At 32.2% G+C, this 17,181-nt stretch carries 15 protein-coding genes and 1 tRNA gene; 11 read left to right on the top strand and 5 right to left on the bottom strand.

The window, feature by feature from the left end; translation table 11 throughout:
- Positions 1-102: 102 nt before the first annotated feature.
- Together Q0945_RS06405 and Q0945_RS06400 are read left to right on the top strand one after the other, a co-directional pair.
- Positions 103-1,029 carry a DUF58 domain-containing protein gene (locus tag Q0945_RS06405; protein WP_299432260.1) on the top strand — a complete coding sequence of 309 codons (927 nt, stop codon included), beginning with the start codon at positions 103-105 and terminating at the stop codon, positions 1,027-1,029.
- A 75-nt stretch (positions 1,030-1,104) separates the two neighbouring features.
- Positions 1,105-1,178, top strand: a tRNA-Asp gene (locus tag Q0945_RS06400).
- Positions 1,179-1,308: 130 nt separating this feature from the next.
- Here Q0945_RS06400 and Q0945_RS06395 read toward each other — a convergent pair.
- Both Q0945_RS06395 and Q0945_RS06390 read right to left on the bottom strand, forming a co-directional pair.
- Positions 1,309-3,666 (bottom strand): DUF5060 domain-containing protein, encoded by a 2,358-nt coding sequence (locus Q0945_RS06395; RefSeq protein ID WP_299432236.1) that lies wholly within the window; start codon positions 3,664-3,666, stop codon positions 1,309-1,311.
- Between the two features lie 53 nt (positions 3,667-3,719).
- Positions 3,720-4,760, bottom strand: coding sequence for a LacI family DNA-binding transcriptional regulator (locus Q0945_RS06390; protein WP_299432233.1), 1,041 nt, complete (start codon positions 4,758-4,760; stop codon positions 3,720-3,722).
- 153 nt (positions 4,761-4,913) lie between these two features.
- Here Q0945_RS06390 and Q0945_RS06385 point away from each other — a divergent pair, with 153 nt between their 5' ends.
- Genes Q0945_RS06385 through Q0945_RS06365 form a run of 5 tightly spaced genes read left to right on the top strand, consistent with a single transcriptional unit; the run spans position 4,914 to position 10,317 of the window.
- Complete coding sequence (locus Q0945_RS06385; protein WP_299432230.1) at positions 4,914-5,993, top strand: isocitrate/isopropylmalate family dehydrogenase; 1,080 nt, start codon at positions 4,914-4,916, stop codon at positions 5,991-5,993.
- A 4-nt stretch (positions 5,994-5,997) separates the two neighbouring features.
- Positions 5,998-6,636 carry a cyclase family protein gene (locus tag Q0945_RS06380; RefSeq protein ID WP_299432228.1) on the top strand — a complete coding sequence of 213 codons (639 nt, stop codon included), beginning with the start codon at positions 5,998-6,000 and terminating at the stop codon, positions 6,634-6,636.
- Between the two features lie 3 nt (positions 6,637-6,639).
- Positions 6,640-8,025, top strand: coding sequence for a four-carbon acid sugar kinase family protein (locus Q0945_RS06375; RefSeq protein ID WP_299432225.1), 1,386 nt, complete (start codon positions 6,640-6,642; stop codon positions 8,023-8,025).
- Positions 8,022-9,290 carry an MFS transporter gene (locus Q0945_RS06370; protein WP_299432222.1) on the top strand — a complete coding sequence of 423 codons (1,269 nt, stop codon included), beginning with the start codon at positions 8,022-8,024 and terminating at the stop codon, positions 9,288-9,290. The genes Q0945_RS06375 and Q0945_RS06370 overlap by 4 nt, the downstream gene beginning before the upstream one ends.
- 1 nt (position 9,291) lies before the next feature.
- Complete coding sequence (locus tag Q0945_RS06365; protein WP_299432219.1) at positions 9,292-10,317, top strand: Gfo/Idh/MocA family oxidoreductase; 1,026 nt, start codon at positions 9,292-9,294, stop codon at positions 10,315-10,317.
- Positions 10,318-10,431: 114 nt separating this feature from the next.
- Here the strand turns inward: Q0945_RS06365 and Q0945_RS06360 are convergent, their stop codons facing one another.
- The 3 genes from Q0945_RS06360 to kduI are packed head-to-tail and all read right to left on the bottom strand — an operon-like array spanning position 10,432 to position 13,250.
- Positions 10,432-11,598, bottom strand: a complete 1,167-nt coding sequence (locus Q0945_RS06360; protein WP_299432216.1) for a DUF4861 family protein — start codon at positions 11,596-11,598, stop codon at positions 10,432-10,434.
- 18 nt (positions 11,599-11,616) lie between these two features.
- The gene (locus Q0945_RS06355) at positions 11,617-12,408 is read right to left on the bottom strand and encodes a gluconate 5-dehydrogenase (RefSeq protein WP_299432213.1); all 792 of its coding nucleotides are present in this window, start codon (positions 12,406-12,408) and stop codon (positions 11,617-11,619) included.
- A gap of 2 nt (positions 12,409-12,410) precedes the next feature.
- Entirely contained in the window at positions 12,411-13,250 is an 840-nt protein-coding gene (gene kduI, locus Q0945_RS06350; RefSeq protein WP_299432211.1) for a 5-dehydro-4-deoxy-D-glucuronate isomerase, read from the bottom strand.
- Between the two features lie 120 nt (positions 13,251-13,370).
- Here kduI and Q0945_RS06345 point away from each other — a divergent pair, with 120 nt between their 5' ends.
- The 4 genes from Q0945_RS06345 to Q0945_RS06330 all read left to right on the top strand — a co-directional run bounded on the left by Q0945_RS06345 (position 13,371) and on the right by Q0945_RS06330 (position 17,180).
- Entirely contained in the window at positions 13,371-14,396 is a 1,026-nt protein-coding gene (locus Q0945_RS06345; protein WP_299432208.1) for a LacI family DNA-binding transcriptional regulator, read from the top strand.
- 76 nt (positions 14,397-14,472) lie between these two features.
- Complete coding sequence (locus Q0945_RS06340) at positions 14,473-15,420, top strand: TRAP transporter substrate-binding protein (protein ID WP_299432257.1); 948 nt, start codon at positions 14,473-14,475, stop codon at positions 15,418-15,420.
- A 1-nt stretch (position 15,421) separates the two neighbouring features.
- A complete protein-coding gene (locus tag Q0945_RS06335; RefSeq protein ID WP_299432205.1) occupies positions 15,422-15,883 on the top strand; it encodes a TRAP transporter small permease in 462 nt (153 codons plus the stop codon).
- Between the two features lies 1 nt (position 15,884).
- Positions 15,885-17,180 (top strand): TRAP transporter large permease, encoded by a 1,296-nt coding sequence (locus Q0945_RS06330; protein ID WP_299432202.1) that lies wholly within the window; start codon positions 15,885-15,887, stop codon positions 17,178-17,180.
- Position 17,181 lies beyond the last annotated feature (1 nt).

Below are 17,181 nucleotides of genomic sequence, written 5' to 3'. Positions count from 1 at the left end.
AGCCAAAAGCCAAAAGCCAAAAGCCAAAAGCCAAAAGCCAAAAGCCAAAAGCCAAAAGCCAAAAGCCAAAAGCCAAAAGCCAAATATTGTTATATTAGTAGTATGAAGTTGCAATCTCAATTACAAAAAGCCTCCATTTTTCAAAATTTAGAATTACTTGCTAGTCAGGTTGTAGAGGGTTTTATAAGCGGAATACATAAAAGTCCTTTTCATGGGTTTTCTGCTGAATTTGCAGAGCATAAAATCTATAATAGTGGAGAAAGTACAAAGCATATTGATTGGAAGTTATTTGCAAAGACAGATAAGTTGTATACTAAAAAATACGAAGAAGAGACTAATCTAAGGTGTCATATGATTTTAGATAATTCGGCATCTATGTATTATCCTAAAGTAGAAAAAATAGGGATAGATAATTTAAATAAAATAGGATTTTCTGTACTTGCTATTGCAGCTTTAATGAACGTTTTAAAAAAGCAAAGAGATGCAGTTGGTTTAAGTGTGTACGCTTCTTCTTATCAAAATTACTATCCAGAAAAGGGTAGTGAGCGTCACCATCAAATGTTATTGACAAAACTTAGTGAAATAAGTCAAGATGCCAGCCCTAGTAAAGAAACTAAAACCTATACCTATTTACATGAAATAGCAGAAAATATAAAAAGAAGGAGTTTAGTGTTTTTGTTTACTGATATGTTTCAGTCTACATTAGATAACAAAGCTTTGTTTGATGCATTACGTCATTTAAAGCATAATAAGCACCAAGTAGTGCTTTTTCATGTTTTAGATAAGCAAACAGAATTAAATTTTGATTTTGAAAATACACCAAAACGTTTTGTAGATGTAGAAACAGGTGAACATATAGATTTGTATTCAGATACAATTAAAAAGAATTATGAAAATAAGTTACATGCTGCAATAGAGGAACTTAAGTTAAAATGTGCCCAGTATAAAATTAGATATGTGGATGTAGATGTAGCGTCAGATTTCTCTAAAGTCTTAAATACTTTTTTAGTAGAGAAACATAAATTTTAAAATTATATAAATTTTTAATGAAAATTGTTTGTGTAATTCAATAAGCGGCGTATATTTGCAACCGCTAAAAGCCACGGTCTGGTAGTTCAGCTGGTTAGAATACCTGCCTGTCACGCAGGGGGTCGCGGGTTCGAGTCCCGTCCAGACCGCTTTTAAGAAAAGCCTTTCAAGCAATTGAGAGGCTTTTTCTTTTTAAATAGGTGCAGTATTCATTTTTCTTTTTTATTACGGATCAAGCGCAATTTTTGCTTAAACACAACTTTTAGGAATAATACTATACTATTCTTTAACAACAAGAATAACCCAGTCTAATTGTTTCTTGTCAGGGGACTTTCCTAAAGCTACAACACTGCCCCCTTTGACTTTTTTTACTTTAGATTTCTTTAAAGTACCACCTTGTTTTGGGTTATACCAAAGAACTTTATATTCTCCTGTAGCATTTGTTAAATCTAAAGTTGAGGTTAACTTAGAGTTTAAATAAACAACATAAGTGTCATTTTCTTTTGCAAGACAATAGACTGTATTCTTGTTCTCAGAATTGTCTACTAAGTTATTGTTGTTTTCCATTTCCCAGAAAGGAACGTTGTTGTCTTTAAAGAAATTAATGGCATGTACTGCTTGGTTCCAAAACAAATCTCTAGAACGGTAATCTTGGCAAGTAATATCAGAATTAGCGTGCTTGTAACCAAAGTACCATTCGTTACCCCAACCACCGGCCATGAAAGTACCCCAAAGAGCATTTCTTCTAGCAACATCATGCCCTGGGTTTTCATCATCTGGTAATAAAGAATGTTGTGCATCGCCAGGTTCATCTACTGCAGCCGCCCATTGAAAACCAGCTTCTTTTGATATTTTTAATAAGTGTAATACCTCTTTATGAACGGCGCTAAAATCAGATTTGTGGGTTTGTATAGATGGGCCAGTTAATCCACTATCAGGGCCTAATAAATCATCATACTTTACGCCATTATGTATTACCAGATGATGATGGTAAGGATCGTGTTTTTTAAAATAATGTGTCATTGCTAATCTTTCTTCTGTACTTTGCGGAGGTGTTGGGTGGTCTTTTATCCATTCTCCATTTTCTTCACATAAATTCCAGTTTAAAGCTAAGTGATGTCCAAACCTAGCCATTAATTCTCTATAATATAGTTTACTGTTAGCGCCTACACCACCATTATCTAGTAAGCCTTGGTTTTCTACTTCTAAAGTTTTAAAATGAAGAAATAAACCTAATTTTTGCGCATATGCAAAAAGAGATTCCCATTGGTCCATTTTAGAAACATCAATACGGTCATAGGTATCATAATTTATATAGGGAAATACATTTTGATCATCGCCAGCAATATTATTAGTTAAAAAGGAAACTGAATTTAAATTTTTGGATGCTAAATAATTTAAAGCGCCAACTATTGCTTTCCCTTTACCATTTTTCCATGTTAAATCTCCATTTTTCCAATCTTTTTCATGTGCTTCCCAGGTCTTTACTAAATTGTCTTTATGACCATCATTATGGAAAGTACCATCAAAATCTATATATGATAGAAAATTTTCTGGAGCATCTGGCCCTTGTTTTAAAAAGTATTCTCCTGTTTCAGCAAATTTTAAATAGCGTTCACCAACATATTGGAGCCTACCTTTTGCTCTAAAATCTTTTCCTTTTTTATCGGTATTTTTAATGGTAAATTTACCTGTAGTACCATCCATATAACCGCCACTTAGTCCTGAATTAATTTTATCGCTAATAGCAACCCAATTCCCTTTTCTGAAATCTACTTTGTAAGTCCATTCTCCTATTTCATCTGGGGCAAAATGTACACGCCATTTATTACCTTCTGTTGCAGAAGATTCTCCAGCATAACCATCTGCAGCAAAATAGCCTGGGATTACATATTTTTTACCCGTTTTAGTATGTGTAAAGGTAGTATTAAAACGGAAGTTCATAAATGGATTATTTTTCTTAGTCTCAGATGTAAGAGGTCCATCAAAAGTAAGAGTTACTTTATGCCATTTTTTTAATTCACCTTCTATTTTAATGCTAGTATTTTCGTTTCTATCATTTAGACTTTTAAGTAGTTTATCACCTTTCCCTATTGGGGTAATATTTATACCACTCCATCGGCCTCTACTAAATTCTTTTTGATCTTTACTTCCAATTTTCCCATCAATGGTAATAATGTCATTTGTGTTTAATTGTACATCTAAAAATGTTTTACCGTAGTCTGCCCCTTCTTCAAAAGCCTCTGTGCTTAATTCTGGTCTAAATGTTCCTTGTAAAAAGTTATTTACGGTAAGTGTAAAAGAAGATCTACCGTCATTTTCTCCAACACCATGCACTACTATATCAAATAACCCAGAAGCGCCTGTATATTTATAAGTTGCTTTGGCAGTTTCATTTTTATTAGGGTTAATTGCTAACCAATTCTTATCTACATAAAAACTATTGTTTTCTATATTAAAATCAGTCGCTTTAATGGATGTATAATCTGGGTATTTTTCTTGAATTTTATCCATTAAACCAACATCATTTTTTTCTTCAGAAATTTTCTGATTTTGAGCGTTGGCATTAATTGTAAATAAAATAATAGTAAGTGTAGCTGCTAAATTTATTCTTAGTTTTTTACTTAAATGTTTCATTAATGAAGTTTAATTGTAAGCGTTAATTCTTTTTTGGTGTTTTAGATTTAAGTTTACGTTTTTCTATTTTTATTTGTAGAGTTACGTACCACTAAAAATGATTTTAATATTCTCTTTTCATATACTTTTTTAAAATTGGTGAGTTGTTTTAAAAGAAGCTGTGCAGATTCTTTTCCCATTCTATAACCAGGCTGATCTATACTAGTTAAAGAAGGTTCTAAAAGTTCATCTATAGGTTCATTATTAAAACCAATTAAAGACAAATTTTCAGGTATAGCAATTCCTCTTTCCTTTGCAGCTAACATTACACTAATTGCTATTTGATCACTAAAAGTTAAAATCCCATCTGGGTAATCAGGAGAGTATAGTATAGATCTTGCAGCAGTTAATGTACTTTCTCTATCAAACCTGCTATAAATTATATGATTGTTATCTAATACTATATTATTATCCGCTAAAGCGTCTTTAAAACCCTGAGCTCTTTCTTTATTTATTTGTAGTACCTCTGGACCTCCTATATACGCTATTTTTTTACATCCAACAGAAATTAAATGCATAACAGCTTCATAAGCAGCTCTTTTATTGTCTATGGTTACTTTATGCGTAATTACATCATTACACTCTCTATTAAAAAAAACTAAAGGAATACCTAATTTTTTTAACTCAAAAAAATGTGAAAATTCTTTGGTTTCACTAGCCAAAGAAGCTATTATGCCATTTACCCCAGCTTGTATAAGCTCTTTTACTAAGCTTTTTTCTCTTTCATAAGATTCATTAGATTGGCACACTATAATATGCATCCCTTTTTGTTCTGCAACATGCTCTATACCGCTTATTGCCATGGCATACAAGTGATAACTAATTTTAGGAACTATTACTCCTATAAGGTTAGATGCTTTCTTTTTTTCTTCACTAAGTATATCTATAGATAAATACCCCATTCTTTTTGCGGTATTTTTTACCATTTCTTGTGTTTTTCTACTAATCCTAGGATTGTTTTTTAAAGCTCTAGAGACGGTAGATATAGAAATGTTTAGCGTGTCTGCAATATCCTTTAAAGTAGGAGCTTTTTTATCTCTTGCTTCTTTTGTCATAATTGTATTTTTGCGCAATTTTTTGCACAAAAAATAGTGTATATTCAATCAAATGTAGTTAAAATTACATAATTTTGAATTCAATTAATACTAAAATTATTAAATAAACATTTTGTAGTTGCGCAAAATTGCGCAAAAATAATTCACTTATAAATGGGAAAAGCGTATAAAATAGCCGTTGTAAACGGAGACGGAATTGGAGCAGAAATTGTACCAGCAGGTGTTTCTGTATTAAAAGCTGTTGCAAAAAAGCATGGTTTTGATTTAGATTTAAATGAATTGTCTTGGGGAGCAGGTCATTATTTAAAATATGGAGAATTTATGCCAGAAGATGGTATAGAGCAAATGAAAAAATTTGATGCAATTTATTTTGGAGCTGTTGGTTTACCCGAAGTAGATGATACTTTACCAGCTAGAGATTATACATTTAAAGTAAGGGGAAAGCTTAAGCAGTATGTAAATTACAGGCCTGTAAAATTGTTTTCTGGAATAGACAGTCCGTTAAGAGATAAAACACAAGAGGATATAGATTTTGTTGTGGTTCGTGAAAACAATGAAGGAGAATTTGTTCAAAATGGACAAATAATGCATGCAGAAGAAGCTGGTGGAGTTGCTACAGATACTAGTGTGTTTACTAGATTTGGAATAGAACGTATTGCGCACTACTCTTTTAAATTAGCAAGAAAAAGGAGAAGTAAAGTAACTAACGTAACTAAATCTAATACCTTAATACATAGTCTTGCTTATTGGGATAGGGTTATTGCAGAGGTTGCAGAACAGTATCCAGATGTAGAATACAATACAATGTATATAGATAATGCATCTGCAAGTTTTGTGCTTCGTCCAGAAGTTTTTGATGTAATTTTAACTACAAATCTTTTTGGAGACATATTATCAGATTTAGGAGGTGCTATTATGGGTAGTCTTGGTCTTGGAGGAAGTGGAAACATTAATCCTGAAAAGGATTTTCCTTCTATGTTTGAACCTATTCATGGTTCTGCTCCAGATATTGCAGGGCAAAATATAGCAAATCCAATAGGTCAAATTTGGTCTGCTGCAATAATGTTAGAGCATTTAGGAGAAATAGAAGCAGCTAAAGATATTATGAAAGGGATTGAGCACACTACTTCTAAAGGTAATTTAACCAAAGATCTTAAAGGAAATGCATCTACCTCTGATGTAGCAAATAGTGTTGTAAATTATATAGAATCTACAGAATTAATAGTTGCATAAGAGAATGAACGACAAGAAAATTATAGATTTAACCCTGTCCATAAATAATACTATGAATGGGGTTTCTATAGAACCTTCTCGTACAATTTCTAAAGACGGTTGGAACGCAACAACTCTAAATTTATACTCTCATAGTGGCACTCATATGGATGCGCCCATTCATTTTGGTGTAAATACGCAGACCATAGATGCTATACCTGTTAACAGGCTCATTTCTAGTGCTTGGAAGGTAAATGTAACAGCAATAAAGCCCAAAGAATTAATTACTATAAAACATCTAGAGGCTATTACAGATAAAATTAGCCCTGGAGATAGTGTTTTATTACAAACAGGTTGGAGTAAAAAAATAGAATCAGAAGAGTATCGTAATGCATTGCCTAGAATAAGTAAAGAATTGGCTTTATGGCTTGGAGAAAAAAAAGTAAATATTATAGGTGTAGAGCCACCATCTGTTGCAGATGTTAATAACATTGAAGAAGTAACGGAAATACATAATATTTTAATGAAGAATGATATTATAATAATTGAAGGGCTTACCAATTTAGAAGCCCTTTCTTCGTCAAAGTTTACATTGGTTGCACTTCCTATAAAGGTAGAAGGTGGAGATGGTGCTCCGGCAAGAGTAATAGCAATAGAGGAATAAATAATGCTAAAAGAAGAAATTTTAAAATCTATTGAAGGGGGAGAACAGTTACAAGGTTTTGTAGATGCGATACGTAAAGAGCTAAAAAAAAAACCTAAAACTATTGTTGTTTTAGATGATGATCCTACTGGAACACAGACAGTTTATAATGTACCAGTAATTACGGAATGGACAAACAAGGTTCTTGAAAAAGAAATACTTAGTAGCCCTGTTTTTTTTATTTTAACTAATTCTAGAAGTTTGCAAATACAAGATGCGAATATATTAGCAGCATTAATTGGTTCTAGACTTAATAAGTTATCTAAAAAACATAAAAAAGAGTTAGTTTTAATTAGTAGAGGAGATTCTACTTTAAGAGGACATTATCCTAATGAAGTATATGCTCTTGCAGAGGGATTACAAATACCAAAAGCTAAACATGTATTAGCACCTGCTTTTTTTGAAGGAGGTAGGTATACCTATAAAAATACTCATTACGTAAAAGAAGGTAAGGAGTTTATTCCAGCAGCAAAAACACCATTTGCAAAGGATAATACTTTTGGCTACTTATCTTCTAATCTTATAAATTGGATAATAGAAAAAACAAATACTAAAGCAGACCCTAAAAATATTGGGAGTTTATCTATTAAAGAATTAAGAGAAAATTCAGAGGAAGATTTACAAAGTGTTCTTATAAATCCAAATATATCATATATAGTTGCTAATGCAACATCTTATGCAGATTTAGAGAAACTAGCCTTGGCATGTTTGCAAAGTAAAGAAACTATAATATATAGAACAGCTGCATCTTTTGTGAATGCTATTACAGGGATACTTCCAAAAGATTGTTTAACTAAAAAAGAAATATTTGAAGAAAATTCTAAATCAGGTTCTTTATTAGTAGTAGGGTCTTATGTTCCGAAAACGACATTACAATTAAATTATTTAAAAGAAAATACAAATGCTATTTTTTTAGAGTTAGATGTTACTAACGTATTAAATACTGCTGTTTTTAGTAAGGAAATAGAAGAGTTAATTTTTAGAGTAAATAGTAATTTAGAAAAAGGAGAAGACGTAGTTCTTTTTACTAGCAGAACTATTATTAAGGGGGCTTCAGAGTCTAAAAGTCTAGAGATTGTAAACTTAGTATCTAATGGGCTTATATGTATAGTTAAAAATTTGTCATGTACTCCTAAATATATAATTGCAAAAGGAGGAATCACCTCTAGTGATGTTGCTACAAAAGCATTGAAAGTTAAAAGAGCTCTTGTAATGGGGCAAGCAATAAAAGGCGTTCCTATTTGGCAACTAGGAGAGGAGAGTAAATTTCCTAAAATGCCATATATTATTTTTCCAGGAAATGTAGGAGATGAAACAGCATTATATGAACTATTAAAACTTTTAAAATGAAAAAAAACAGCTTTTTTCCCAAACGTTATTTTATGGTAGTAGGCACTTTTCTTTTAGCCTTATTATTATATGTAGATCGTATTTGTATTTCTGTAGCTAAAGAGCCTATTGCAGAGGCTCTTAGTTTAAGTGATAAACAAATGGGATGGGTTTTGGCTGCTTTTTCTCTTGGGTATGCTTTTTTTCAAACGCCTTCTGGGATAATGGTAGATCGTTTTGGTCCAAGAAAAATATTGACTATTATAGTTGTTTTATGGTCTTCTTTTACGGCAATTACAGGAGCTGCATGGAATTTTATTTCATTATTAATAATTAGATTTTTATTTGGCGCTGGAGAAGCTGGTGCTTTCCCTGGTATGTCTAGAGCAATTTATAGTTGGATTCCTTTAAAAGAAAGAGGAATAGTTACAGGAATTAATTTTTCTGGCTCTCGTTTGGGAGCAGCTTTTGCTGTACCCATTGTTGCTTGGGCAATAACAGATTTTGGTTGGCGTAACACTTTTGTAATATTAGGAGTTTTAGGTGGCGTTTGGGCAGCTTGTTGGTATATGTTTTTTAGAGATACACCAGAAGAGTTAAAAAATATTAGCGATGAAGAAAAAGACTTCATAATATCGCAAAGACAAGAAAAAAACACGAATGCTACTACCAAAAAAATACATTTTGGAACATTAATGAAATCTAAAAATATGTGGCTTGCGATGGGGCAATACTTTTGTAGCAATTTCACTTTTTTCTTTGCACTTACTTGGTTGTTTCCATATATTAAGAGTGAATATCAACTAGATACTGTAGAGGCAGGGATGTACACTGCAATACCTTTAATTTTTGGAGCTTTTGGGAATTGGTTTTCTGGTTGGTTAATAGATAAGATATATAAAAAAGGAAAATGGGATAAATCTAGAATATTTCCGGCATCATTAGGCTTTGCTCTGGCAGCAGTAGGTTTATTAGGGAGTGTTTATATGAGTTCTGCTTTAGGTGCAATTATTTTTTTAAGTATTGCCATTTTTGGTGCAGATATGACCCTGCCACCATCATGGGCATTTTGTATAGATATTGGTAAAAAACATGCAGGGACTGTTTCTGGCACAATGAATATGGCTGGTAATATAGGAGCGTTTATAACAGCTTTATTATTTCCATATTTATTATCTTGGACAGGAAGTACAATTTTATTTTTCATTTTGGGGGCAATATTAAATGTTATAGCTATTCTATTATGGTTTAATATGAAGCCGCGTAAACACTTTTCAGAATATTAAGATGAATAAATTAAGAGGAGTAGCCGTTGGTACAGGATATTTTAGTCAGTTTCAGTATGAAGCATGGGAGCGTATAGATAACGTAGAAATTGTAGCGGTTTCTAGCAGAAGAATAGAAAAAGCTCAAAAAATATGTGATACATATGGTATTAAAAAAGCATACGGGGACTTTGAACAGATGTTAAAGCAGGAAAAGCCTGATTTTGTAGACATTATTACGCCACCAGAAACACATGCTAATTTTTGTAGAATTGCTATACGTCATGGTGTCCATATTATTTGTCAAAAACCATTAGCGCCAACCTATGAAGAGTCTTTAGAAATTACTAATGAGATTAAAAAATCGAATGTACGAATGATGGTACATGAAAATTTTCGTTTTCAGCCATGGCATAGAGAAATAAAAAAACTCTTGAATAAAAAAACCGTAGGAGATAAGTTACATACAATTAATTTGCGCATGCGTATGGGTGATGGTTGGCAAGAAGATGCATATATGAACCGTCAACCTTATTTTAGAGAAATGGAAAAGCTGCTTATATACGAAACGGGAATACATTTTATAGATGTGTTTCGTTATTTAGTAGGAGACATATCTCAAGTGTATGCTAAATTAAGAACTTTAAATTCTAATATAAAAGGAGAAGATTTTGCTTGGGTACAGGTAGAATTTTCTAATGGAACGCTTGGGTTTATAGATGCTAATCGTTTTAATGAAAATACATCAGAAGACCCAAGATTAACATTTGGGGAGATTTTAATTGAAGGAGATAAAGGAAGTATACGTTTATATCATGATGGTGTTATTACAATACAATTGCTAGGAGAAAAAGAAGTGAAGCATGATTATGTATATGAAAAAATTAATTTTGCTGGCGACTGTGTGTATTTTACGCAAGAGCATTTTATAGATTGTTTACGCTCTGGTGCAGCATTTGAAACGGACGTTTTTGCGTATTTACAAAACATAAAAGTTCAAGATAAAATTTATGAGTCTAATAGTATAGGCGCACAAGTTACCATCTAGTAAAATAGGGGTAAAAATAAAACTCATAATTTAAATTTAATAAATTATGAGTTTTAAAAAAGTAGATTTTTTTAGTTATAAAGTGCTTGTTTTAAACTATGATTATAGTGTTGTTTAACGCCACTTTAGAGTTATAGGGGAATTTATTTTTTTTGAAAAATTACGAATATGATTTTCCCATTCATGTTGGGAATTTAATTCTACTCTTTTTTTCCAACCAAAACCTGAATAATAAGTTACGTGGTTGTTTATTACTTTAATATTTGCAAATGCATTACTTAAATCTTTAGTAGGAGTGTCGTATTTTTCGAAGGAAGAAATATAATTTTTGGGTACTATAATCGCCGTTCCTAATTCAGAATCTCCATGTGGTTGCCAATAGCTTGTCCATCCTTCTTCGTTATTTGTATTAACTATACCGTCTTTTTCGTGAAGTGTTAAGCCCGCAGAAATTTCATTAGTTCCTTTAATAGTACAACTAAATTTAGAAAAGTAACTACCATAATCTAAACTTATAATTTTTGACTCTTTTATAATACTTCCATTAGCACTCCAATCTGCATATTCTACATAAAAGCTAGTTCTAATAGGACCAGTAGTTATTGTTCTCCATTTTGTATAATTTTTAGAAAAGTAATAAGCAGAGTCCTTTTTAACAGCAATACCTCCCACACCGCGGCTAACACCAACATGAAAGTTATCTAGACCCTCTCCGTTATCTTCGTGGTAGCTTCCGTCTGTTTTTAATTCTTTATGGTACCATTTATTTATAATTGGGTAATCTACTTTTTTTAACCAAGCGTCTACACCACTAGAAAGAGTTCCTCCTGGTGTACCATCTTCTTTCATTTTTTGGGCAGTAGGGCCAAATATTCTAAAAGCAACTTTATTATTTTCCCAAGCGTAGTCATCTGTACGTTCAGGTACAAAACGAGAGTAGCAACTTTCTTCCGTCTTTGGAATTTTTTTAAGTTGTATTACTTTATATTCTTTTTCTGAGTTTGGTGCAATTTCTGGTTGAAATAAAATCTCGTCCATAATGCCATCCCCTTCATTATCTATTAATTGTGTAGTGATGATTTTGCCAGTGGCAACATCTTTAATCCCAATACTATCAAGAGTTTCTTTTTTTAAAAACTCTTTAGATAAAGAAACAGTTTCAAAAGACCTTTGTAAATTAAGCGAATTTTTAACAATGAAAATAGAATTCTCTTTTTTAGAGTTGCAAGAAAATAATAATACTATTGTAGCTATAAATATAAAAGTCTTTTGAGTGTTCATGTTATAATTTTCTTTTTTTTATTCGTTACTAGGTTTACCTATAGTTGCAAGTATGCCGCCATCTACGTATACTACATGACCATTTACAAAATCACTTGCTTTGGAGCTTAAAAAGATTGCAGCGCCAGCTAAATCATCTGGGTTTCCCCATTTTGCTGCAGGTGTTCTGTTAACTATAAAATCATTAAACGGGTGTCCGTCTACACGTATAGGTTCTGTTTGTGAGGTAGCAAAATAGCCTGGTCCAATACCATTAATTTGTATGTTATGTTTTGCCCATTCTGTCGCCATATTCTGAGTTAACATTTTTAGACCGCCTTTAGCTGCAGCATACGCACCTACAGTATTTCTGCCAAGTTCGCTCATCATTGAACATATATTTATGATTTTGCCTTCTTTCCTAGCAATCATTCCTTTTACAACATGCTTAGAAACAATAAAAGGACTTACTAAATCAACATCTATAACCTGCTTAAAATCTGCAACCTCCATGTTTTCTAGTGGAATACGTTTAATTATTCCAGCATTATTTACTAAAATATCTATTGAGCCAACTTCTTTCTCTATAGTTTGTATAGCTTTTATTACCGCATTTTCATCCGTAACATTAAATTTATATCCAATGGCATTAATGCCCTCAGTTTTATAATATGCTACAGCTTCATCAATTTTTTGCTGCGATGAATTTCCGTTAACAATTATAGTAGCGCCAGCTTTTCCAAGTCCTTTGGCCATTGCCATTCCAAGTCCATGCGTACTACCAGTAACTAAAGCTACTTTTCCTTCTAAATTAAATAGTGAAATACTCATAATTATCTTAATTCAGTTATTTTAGCAACATCCATATCTGAATAATCTAAATTTTCACCAGCCATACCCCAAATAAAGGTATAATTAGAAGTTCCAGAACCACAGTGAATAGACCAAGGTGGAGAAATTACTGCTTGGTGGTTTTGCATCCAAATATGTCTTGTTTCTTGTGGCTCCCCCATAAAATGACAAACAGCTTGTTCTTCAGGAATGTCTATATAAAAATAAACCTCCATTCTACGGTCATGAACATGTGCAGGCATAGTGTTCCAAACACTTCCTGTTTTAAGTTCTGTCATTCCCATTTGTAATTGGCAAGTAGTTACAACACCACCTATTATCATTTGGTTAACGGTTCTATGATTGGCGGTTTCTAAAGAACCTAATTCTAATTTATTAGCTTCTTCTAAACTTACTTTTTTTGTTGGATAATTGGTGTGTGCGGGAGCAGAATTTAAATAAAATTTAGCAGGATTTTTAGGGTCATCACTTTTAAAAACAACATCTTTTATTCCCATTCCAATATATAGAGCATCTTTAAGTCCTAGAGTGTATACTTCACCATCTACTTCAACAGAACCATTTCCTCCAACATTTATGATTCCTAATTCTCTTCTGTCTAAAAAGAAACCAGCTTTTAAAGGATCTATTGCTTCTAATTTTATAGGAGTAAGAGGAACAGCAGAACCAGCAATGTAACGATCATAATGAGAATAGGTAAGGCTTATTTTACCAATTTGCATTAGATTATCTATTAAAAATTCTTCTCTTAACTTTTTGGTGTCGTATTCTTTTACTGCTTCTGGATTAGAAGCATATCTAGTTTCGTAAATAGTATTCATAATAAATGATGTTGCGTTAATTAATTATACTACAAACGTAGTAAAAATAATGAATTAATACAATCGATTGTTTTTTTTAATATATTTTAAGTTATATTTGGAGAGAGTTTTTTTTGAACAATGGAAAATAATACAATAACTATACATGATATAGCTAAAACTTTAGAGATAGATAGCTCTACTGTTTCTAGAGCTTTAAATAATAGTGATAGGGTTTCTTTAAAAACGAAAAAAAAAATATTAGATAAAGCAAATGAATTAGGGTATCAAAGAAATTTATTGGCATCTAATCTTAGGAAAAATAAAACAAATACAATAGGTGTTGTTGTTCCAAGAATATCTAGACATTTTTTTTCTTCTGCCATTTCTGGTATAGAAAAAACTGCTTTTAATAAAGGATATAACGTAATTATTTGCCAATCTTTAGAGCAGTTAGAAAGGGAACAAAATTTAATAGATACTTTAGCTGCAAATAGAGTAGATGGCGTTATAATGTCTATATCCATGGAAACGTTTAATTATAATCATCTTGAAAAATTAAAAAAAAATGGAACCCCAGTTTTAATTTTTGATAGACATTGTAATTTTTCGGTTCATAGTACTGTTTTACTAGATGATTTTCAAGGTGCTTTTGAAGCTACGACGCACTTAATTAACCAGGGGTGTAAGAATATTGTTCATTTTTCAGGCCCAAGTAATTTAAAAGTATATCAAAACAGACTACAGGGGTATAAAGCTGCACTAGAAAAGAGCAATATGAATTTCGAGGAGAAATATGTTCTTAATTCTCATTTAATGAATAATGATGGAATCTTATTAGCAGAAAAAGTATTAAAATTTTCAGAAAAGGTAGACGGTATTTTTTCGGCAAATGATGTTGCTGCTATTAGCGCCATGCAGCGTTTTAAGAAAGCAGGTATTCGTATACCTGAAGACATTGCTATGGTTGGCTTTAGTAACGAGCCAATTTCATCCGTTATAGAACCTGCGCTAAGTACTATAGATCAGTCGGGAAGTAAAATGGGTAAAATAGGAACTGAGTTGTTAATAGAGCAAATTAAAAATAAATCAAAATTAGCAAAACCAGAAAAAGTGATAATTAAGCCTTCTTTGCTAATACGCGAATCTTCACTAAGAAAAAGATAATAATTGATTATAAGTTACAATGTATAAAAGTATGGTTTATAAGAGAAATAGAGGTGTAACTTTTGGTATTCTACTAATGGTAGCTATATTAATAAACGGTTGCGGAGAAATATTAGAGAAGCGAACATTAAAACTAGGGCACGGATTAGATGTTAGCCATTCTGTACATATTGCCATGGTTAAAATGGGAGAGGATTTAGAAAAATTATCTGGAGGAAAAATGACTTTAGAAATTTATCCTAGTCAGCAATTAGGAACGGAAAGACAATGTTTAGAGTTACTACAAATAGGGAGCCTAGATATGACCAAGGTTTCTGTTGGGGTTTTAGAAAATTTTGCTCCAAAAATGAAAGTGTTAGGACTTCCTTTTTTGTTCCGAGATAGAGAGCATTCTTTTAAGGTTTTAGATGGTCCTATTGGGCAAAAATTATTAAGCGATGGGGAGAAATATTGGTTAAAAGGATTAGGTTATTATGATGCTGGTAGCCGTAGTTTTTACACTAAAAGCAACCCAGTTAATACACCAGAAGACCTTGCAGGATTAAAGATTAGAGTAATGGAGAGCGTTACTGCAATGGATATGGTAAATAAATTAGGCGGTGCGCCAACGCCTATTTCTTGGGGAGAACTTTATACCTCATTGCAGCAAGGAGTTGTTGATGGAGCCGAAAATAATCCACCTAGTTTTTATTTATCTAGACATTATGAGGTTTGTAAGTTTTATAGTTTAGATGAGCATACAGTTTTACCAGATGTTCTTATAGCTGGAACACATTTATGGGAAAAGTTAAATGAGCAAGAAAGAGTTTGGTTAAAAGAAGCGGTTAAGAATTCTGTTATTTACCAAAGAAAACTATGGATGAAAGCAGAAAAAGAAGCTCTAGATGCAGTGCAAGAAGCTGGAGTAAAAATTATAAGACCAGACAAAACATTGTTTTTAGAAAAGACAAAAGACATCTTTAATCAATATAAAGAAGATGAAACTATGTACTCATTAATTAAAGATATACAAGCAATAAAATAGTATGGAACTAAGAGATAAAATAGATAAAATATTAGGAAAAATCTTAATACTGATAATGAGTATTATGGTTATAAATGTTTTGTGGCAAGTGTTTAGTAGATATTTTCTTGGCGCGCCAAGTTCTTTTACAGATGAATTAGCAAGATACCTTATGATATGGGTTGGCGTTTTAGGAGCAGCTTATGTATCTGGTAAGAATAAACATGTTGCTATAGATGTTTTACCATCTAAACTATCAAAGAAAAAGCAAGGTAAATTAAACCTAATTGTAAAAATATTAATTATACTTTTTTGTCTTTTTGCATTTGTAATAGGTGGAGCTAGACTTGTATATATTACTTATGTTTTGCAACAATATTCTCCCGCATTACAAGTGCCATTAGCTTTAGTATACATGGTATTGCCAATTAGTGGCATATTAATTATCTATTATAAAATTTCAGACATCTTAAAAAATAAATAGCATGGAGTATTTTCCAATTCTTGTTTTAGTAATTAGTTTTGTTGGTTTATTAGCTATTGGGACACCAGTAGCATGGAGTATAACCATTTCTTCACTGTTAACAATGCTTGTGAGTATACCTGCAATGCCTGCTTTTACTACAGTAGCGCAACGTATAGGTACTGGTTTGGATAGTTTTTCGTTGCTTGCCATACCGTTTTTTGTTCTCTCTGGAGAGTTAATGAATAAAGGAGGTATAGCACATAGGTTAATTGCATTTGCAAAAACAATAGTTGGAGCTCTTCCAGGAGGGTTAGCTTTAATAAATGTTATTTCGGCAATGCTAATGGGAGCTATTGCAGGCTCTGCAATGGCATCGGCTTCTGCAATGGGAAGTATTTTAGGACCAGAAATGGAAAAAGAAGGATACTCTAAAGAATTTGGAGCGGCAGTAAATATAACTTCGGCTACTACCGGGTTAATTATTCCTCCTAGTAATGTTTTAATTGTTTACTCACTAGCAAGTGGAGGTGCATCTATAGCTGCTTTATTTTTAGCAGGATATATCCCTGGAATACTAACAGGATTGTTTTTAATGATAGTAGCCTCTTTTTGGGCTAAGAAGAAAGGATATAATGTGGGAAAGAGGAGTAGCCTTAGAGAGATTTTTAAAACTTTTATTACTGCTTTACCTAGCTTATTTATGTTAGTTGTTGTTATTGGAGGTATTGTAACCGGTATTTTTACAGCAACAGAAGCTTCTGCCATAGCAGTTTTATATAGTTTAATTCTTGGTTTTGTCTATAAAGAAATTTCATTTAAAAGTCTACCTCAAATTTTATTAGACTCTTCTGCTACCACTGCAATTGTTATGTTGTTAATTGGAGCTTCCATGAGTATGTCTTGGGCGCTTTCCTATGAGAATATTCCGCAAGATATTAGTACAGGATTATTAGGACTAAGTGATAATAAAATTATGATACTTCTTATCATAAACTTACTATTATTAGTAGTTGGAATATTTATGGATATGACGCCAGCAGTACTAATTTTTACACCAATATTTTTACCAGTGGTTACTAAATTGGGCTTAGATCCGGTGCATTTTGGAATAATAATGATTCTTAATTTATGTATTGGTTTATGTACACCACCAGTTGGCTCGGTCTTATTTGTTGGCGTTGGTGTGGCGCAGACAACCATAGAAAAGGTGGTAAAGCCATTATTACCGCTCTTTGTAGCAATGATAATTGCATTATTTTTGGTAACCTATTTTCCTCAATTAAGTTTATGGTTGCCAGGGTTGTTTAATTTATAGG

It is taken from the genome of uncultured Maribacter sp. (genome assembly GCF_947500405.1).
Taxonomy (GTDB): Bacteria; Bacteroidota; Bacteroidia; order Flavobacteriales; family Flavobacteriaceae; genus Maribacter_B.
The sequence above is the reverse complement of the archived record's forward strand: the minus strand, read 5'-3'. Positions and strand labels throughout refer to the sequence as shown.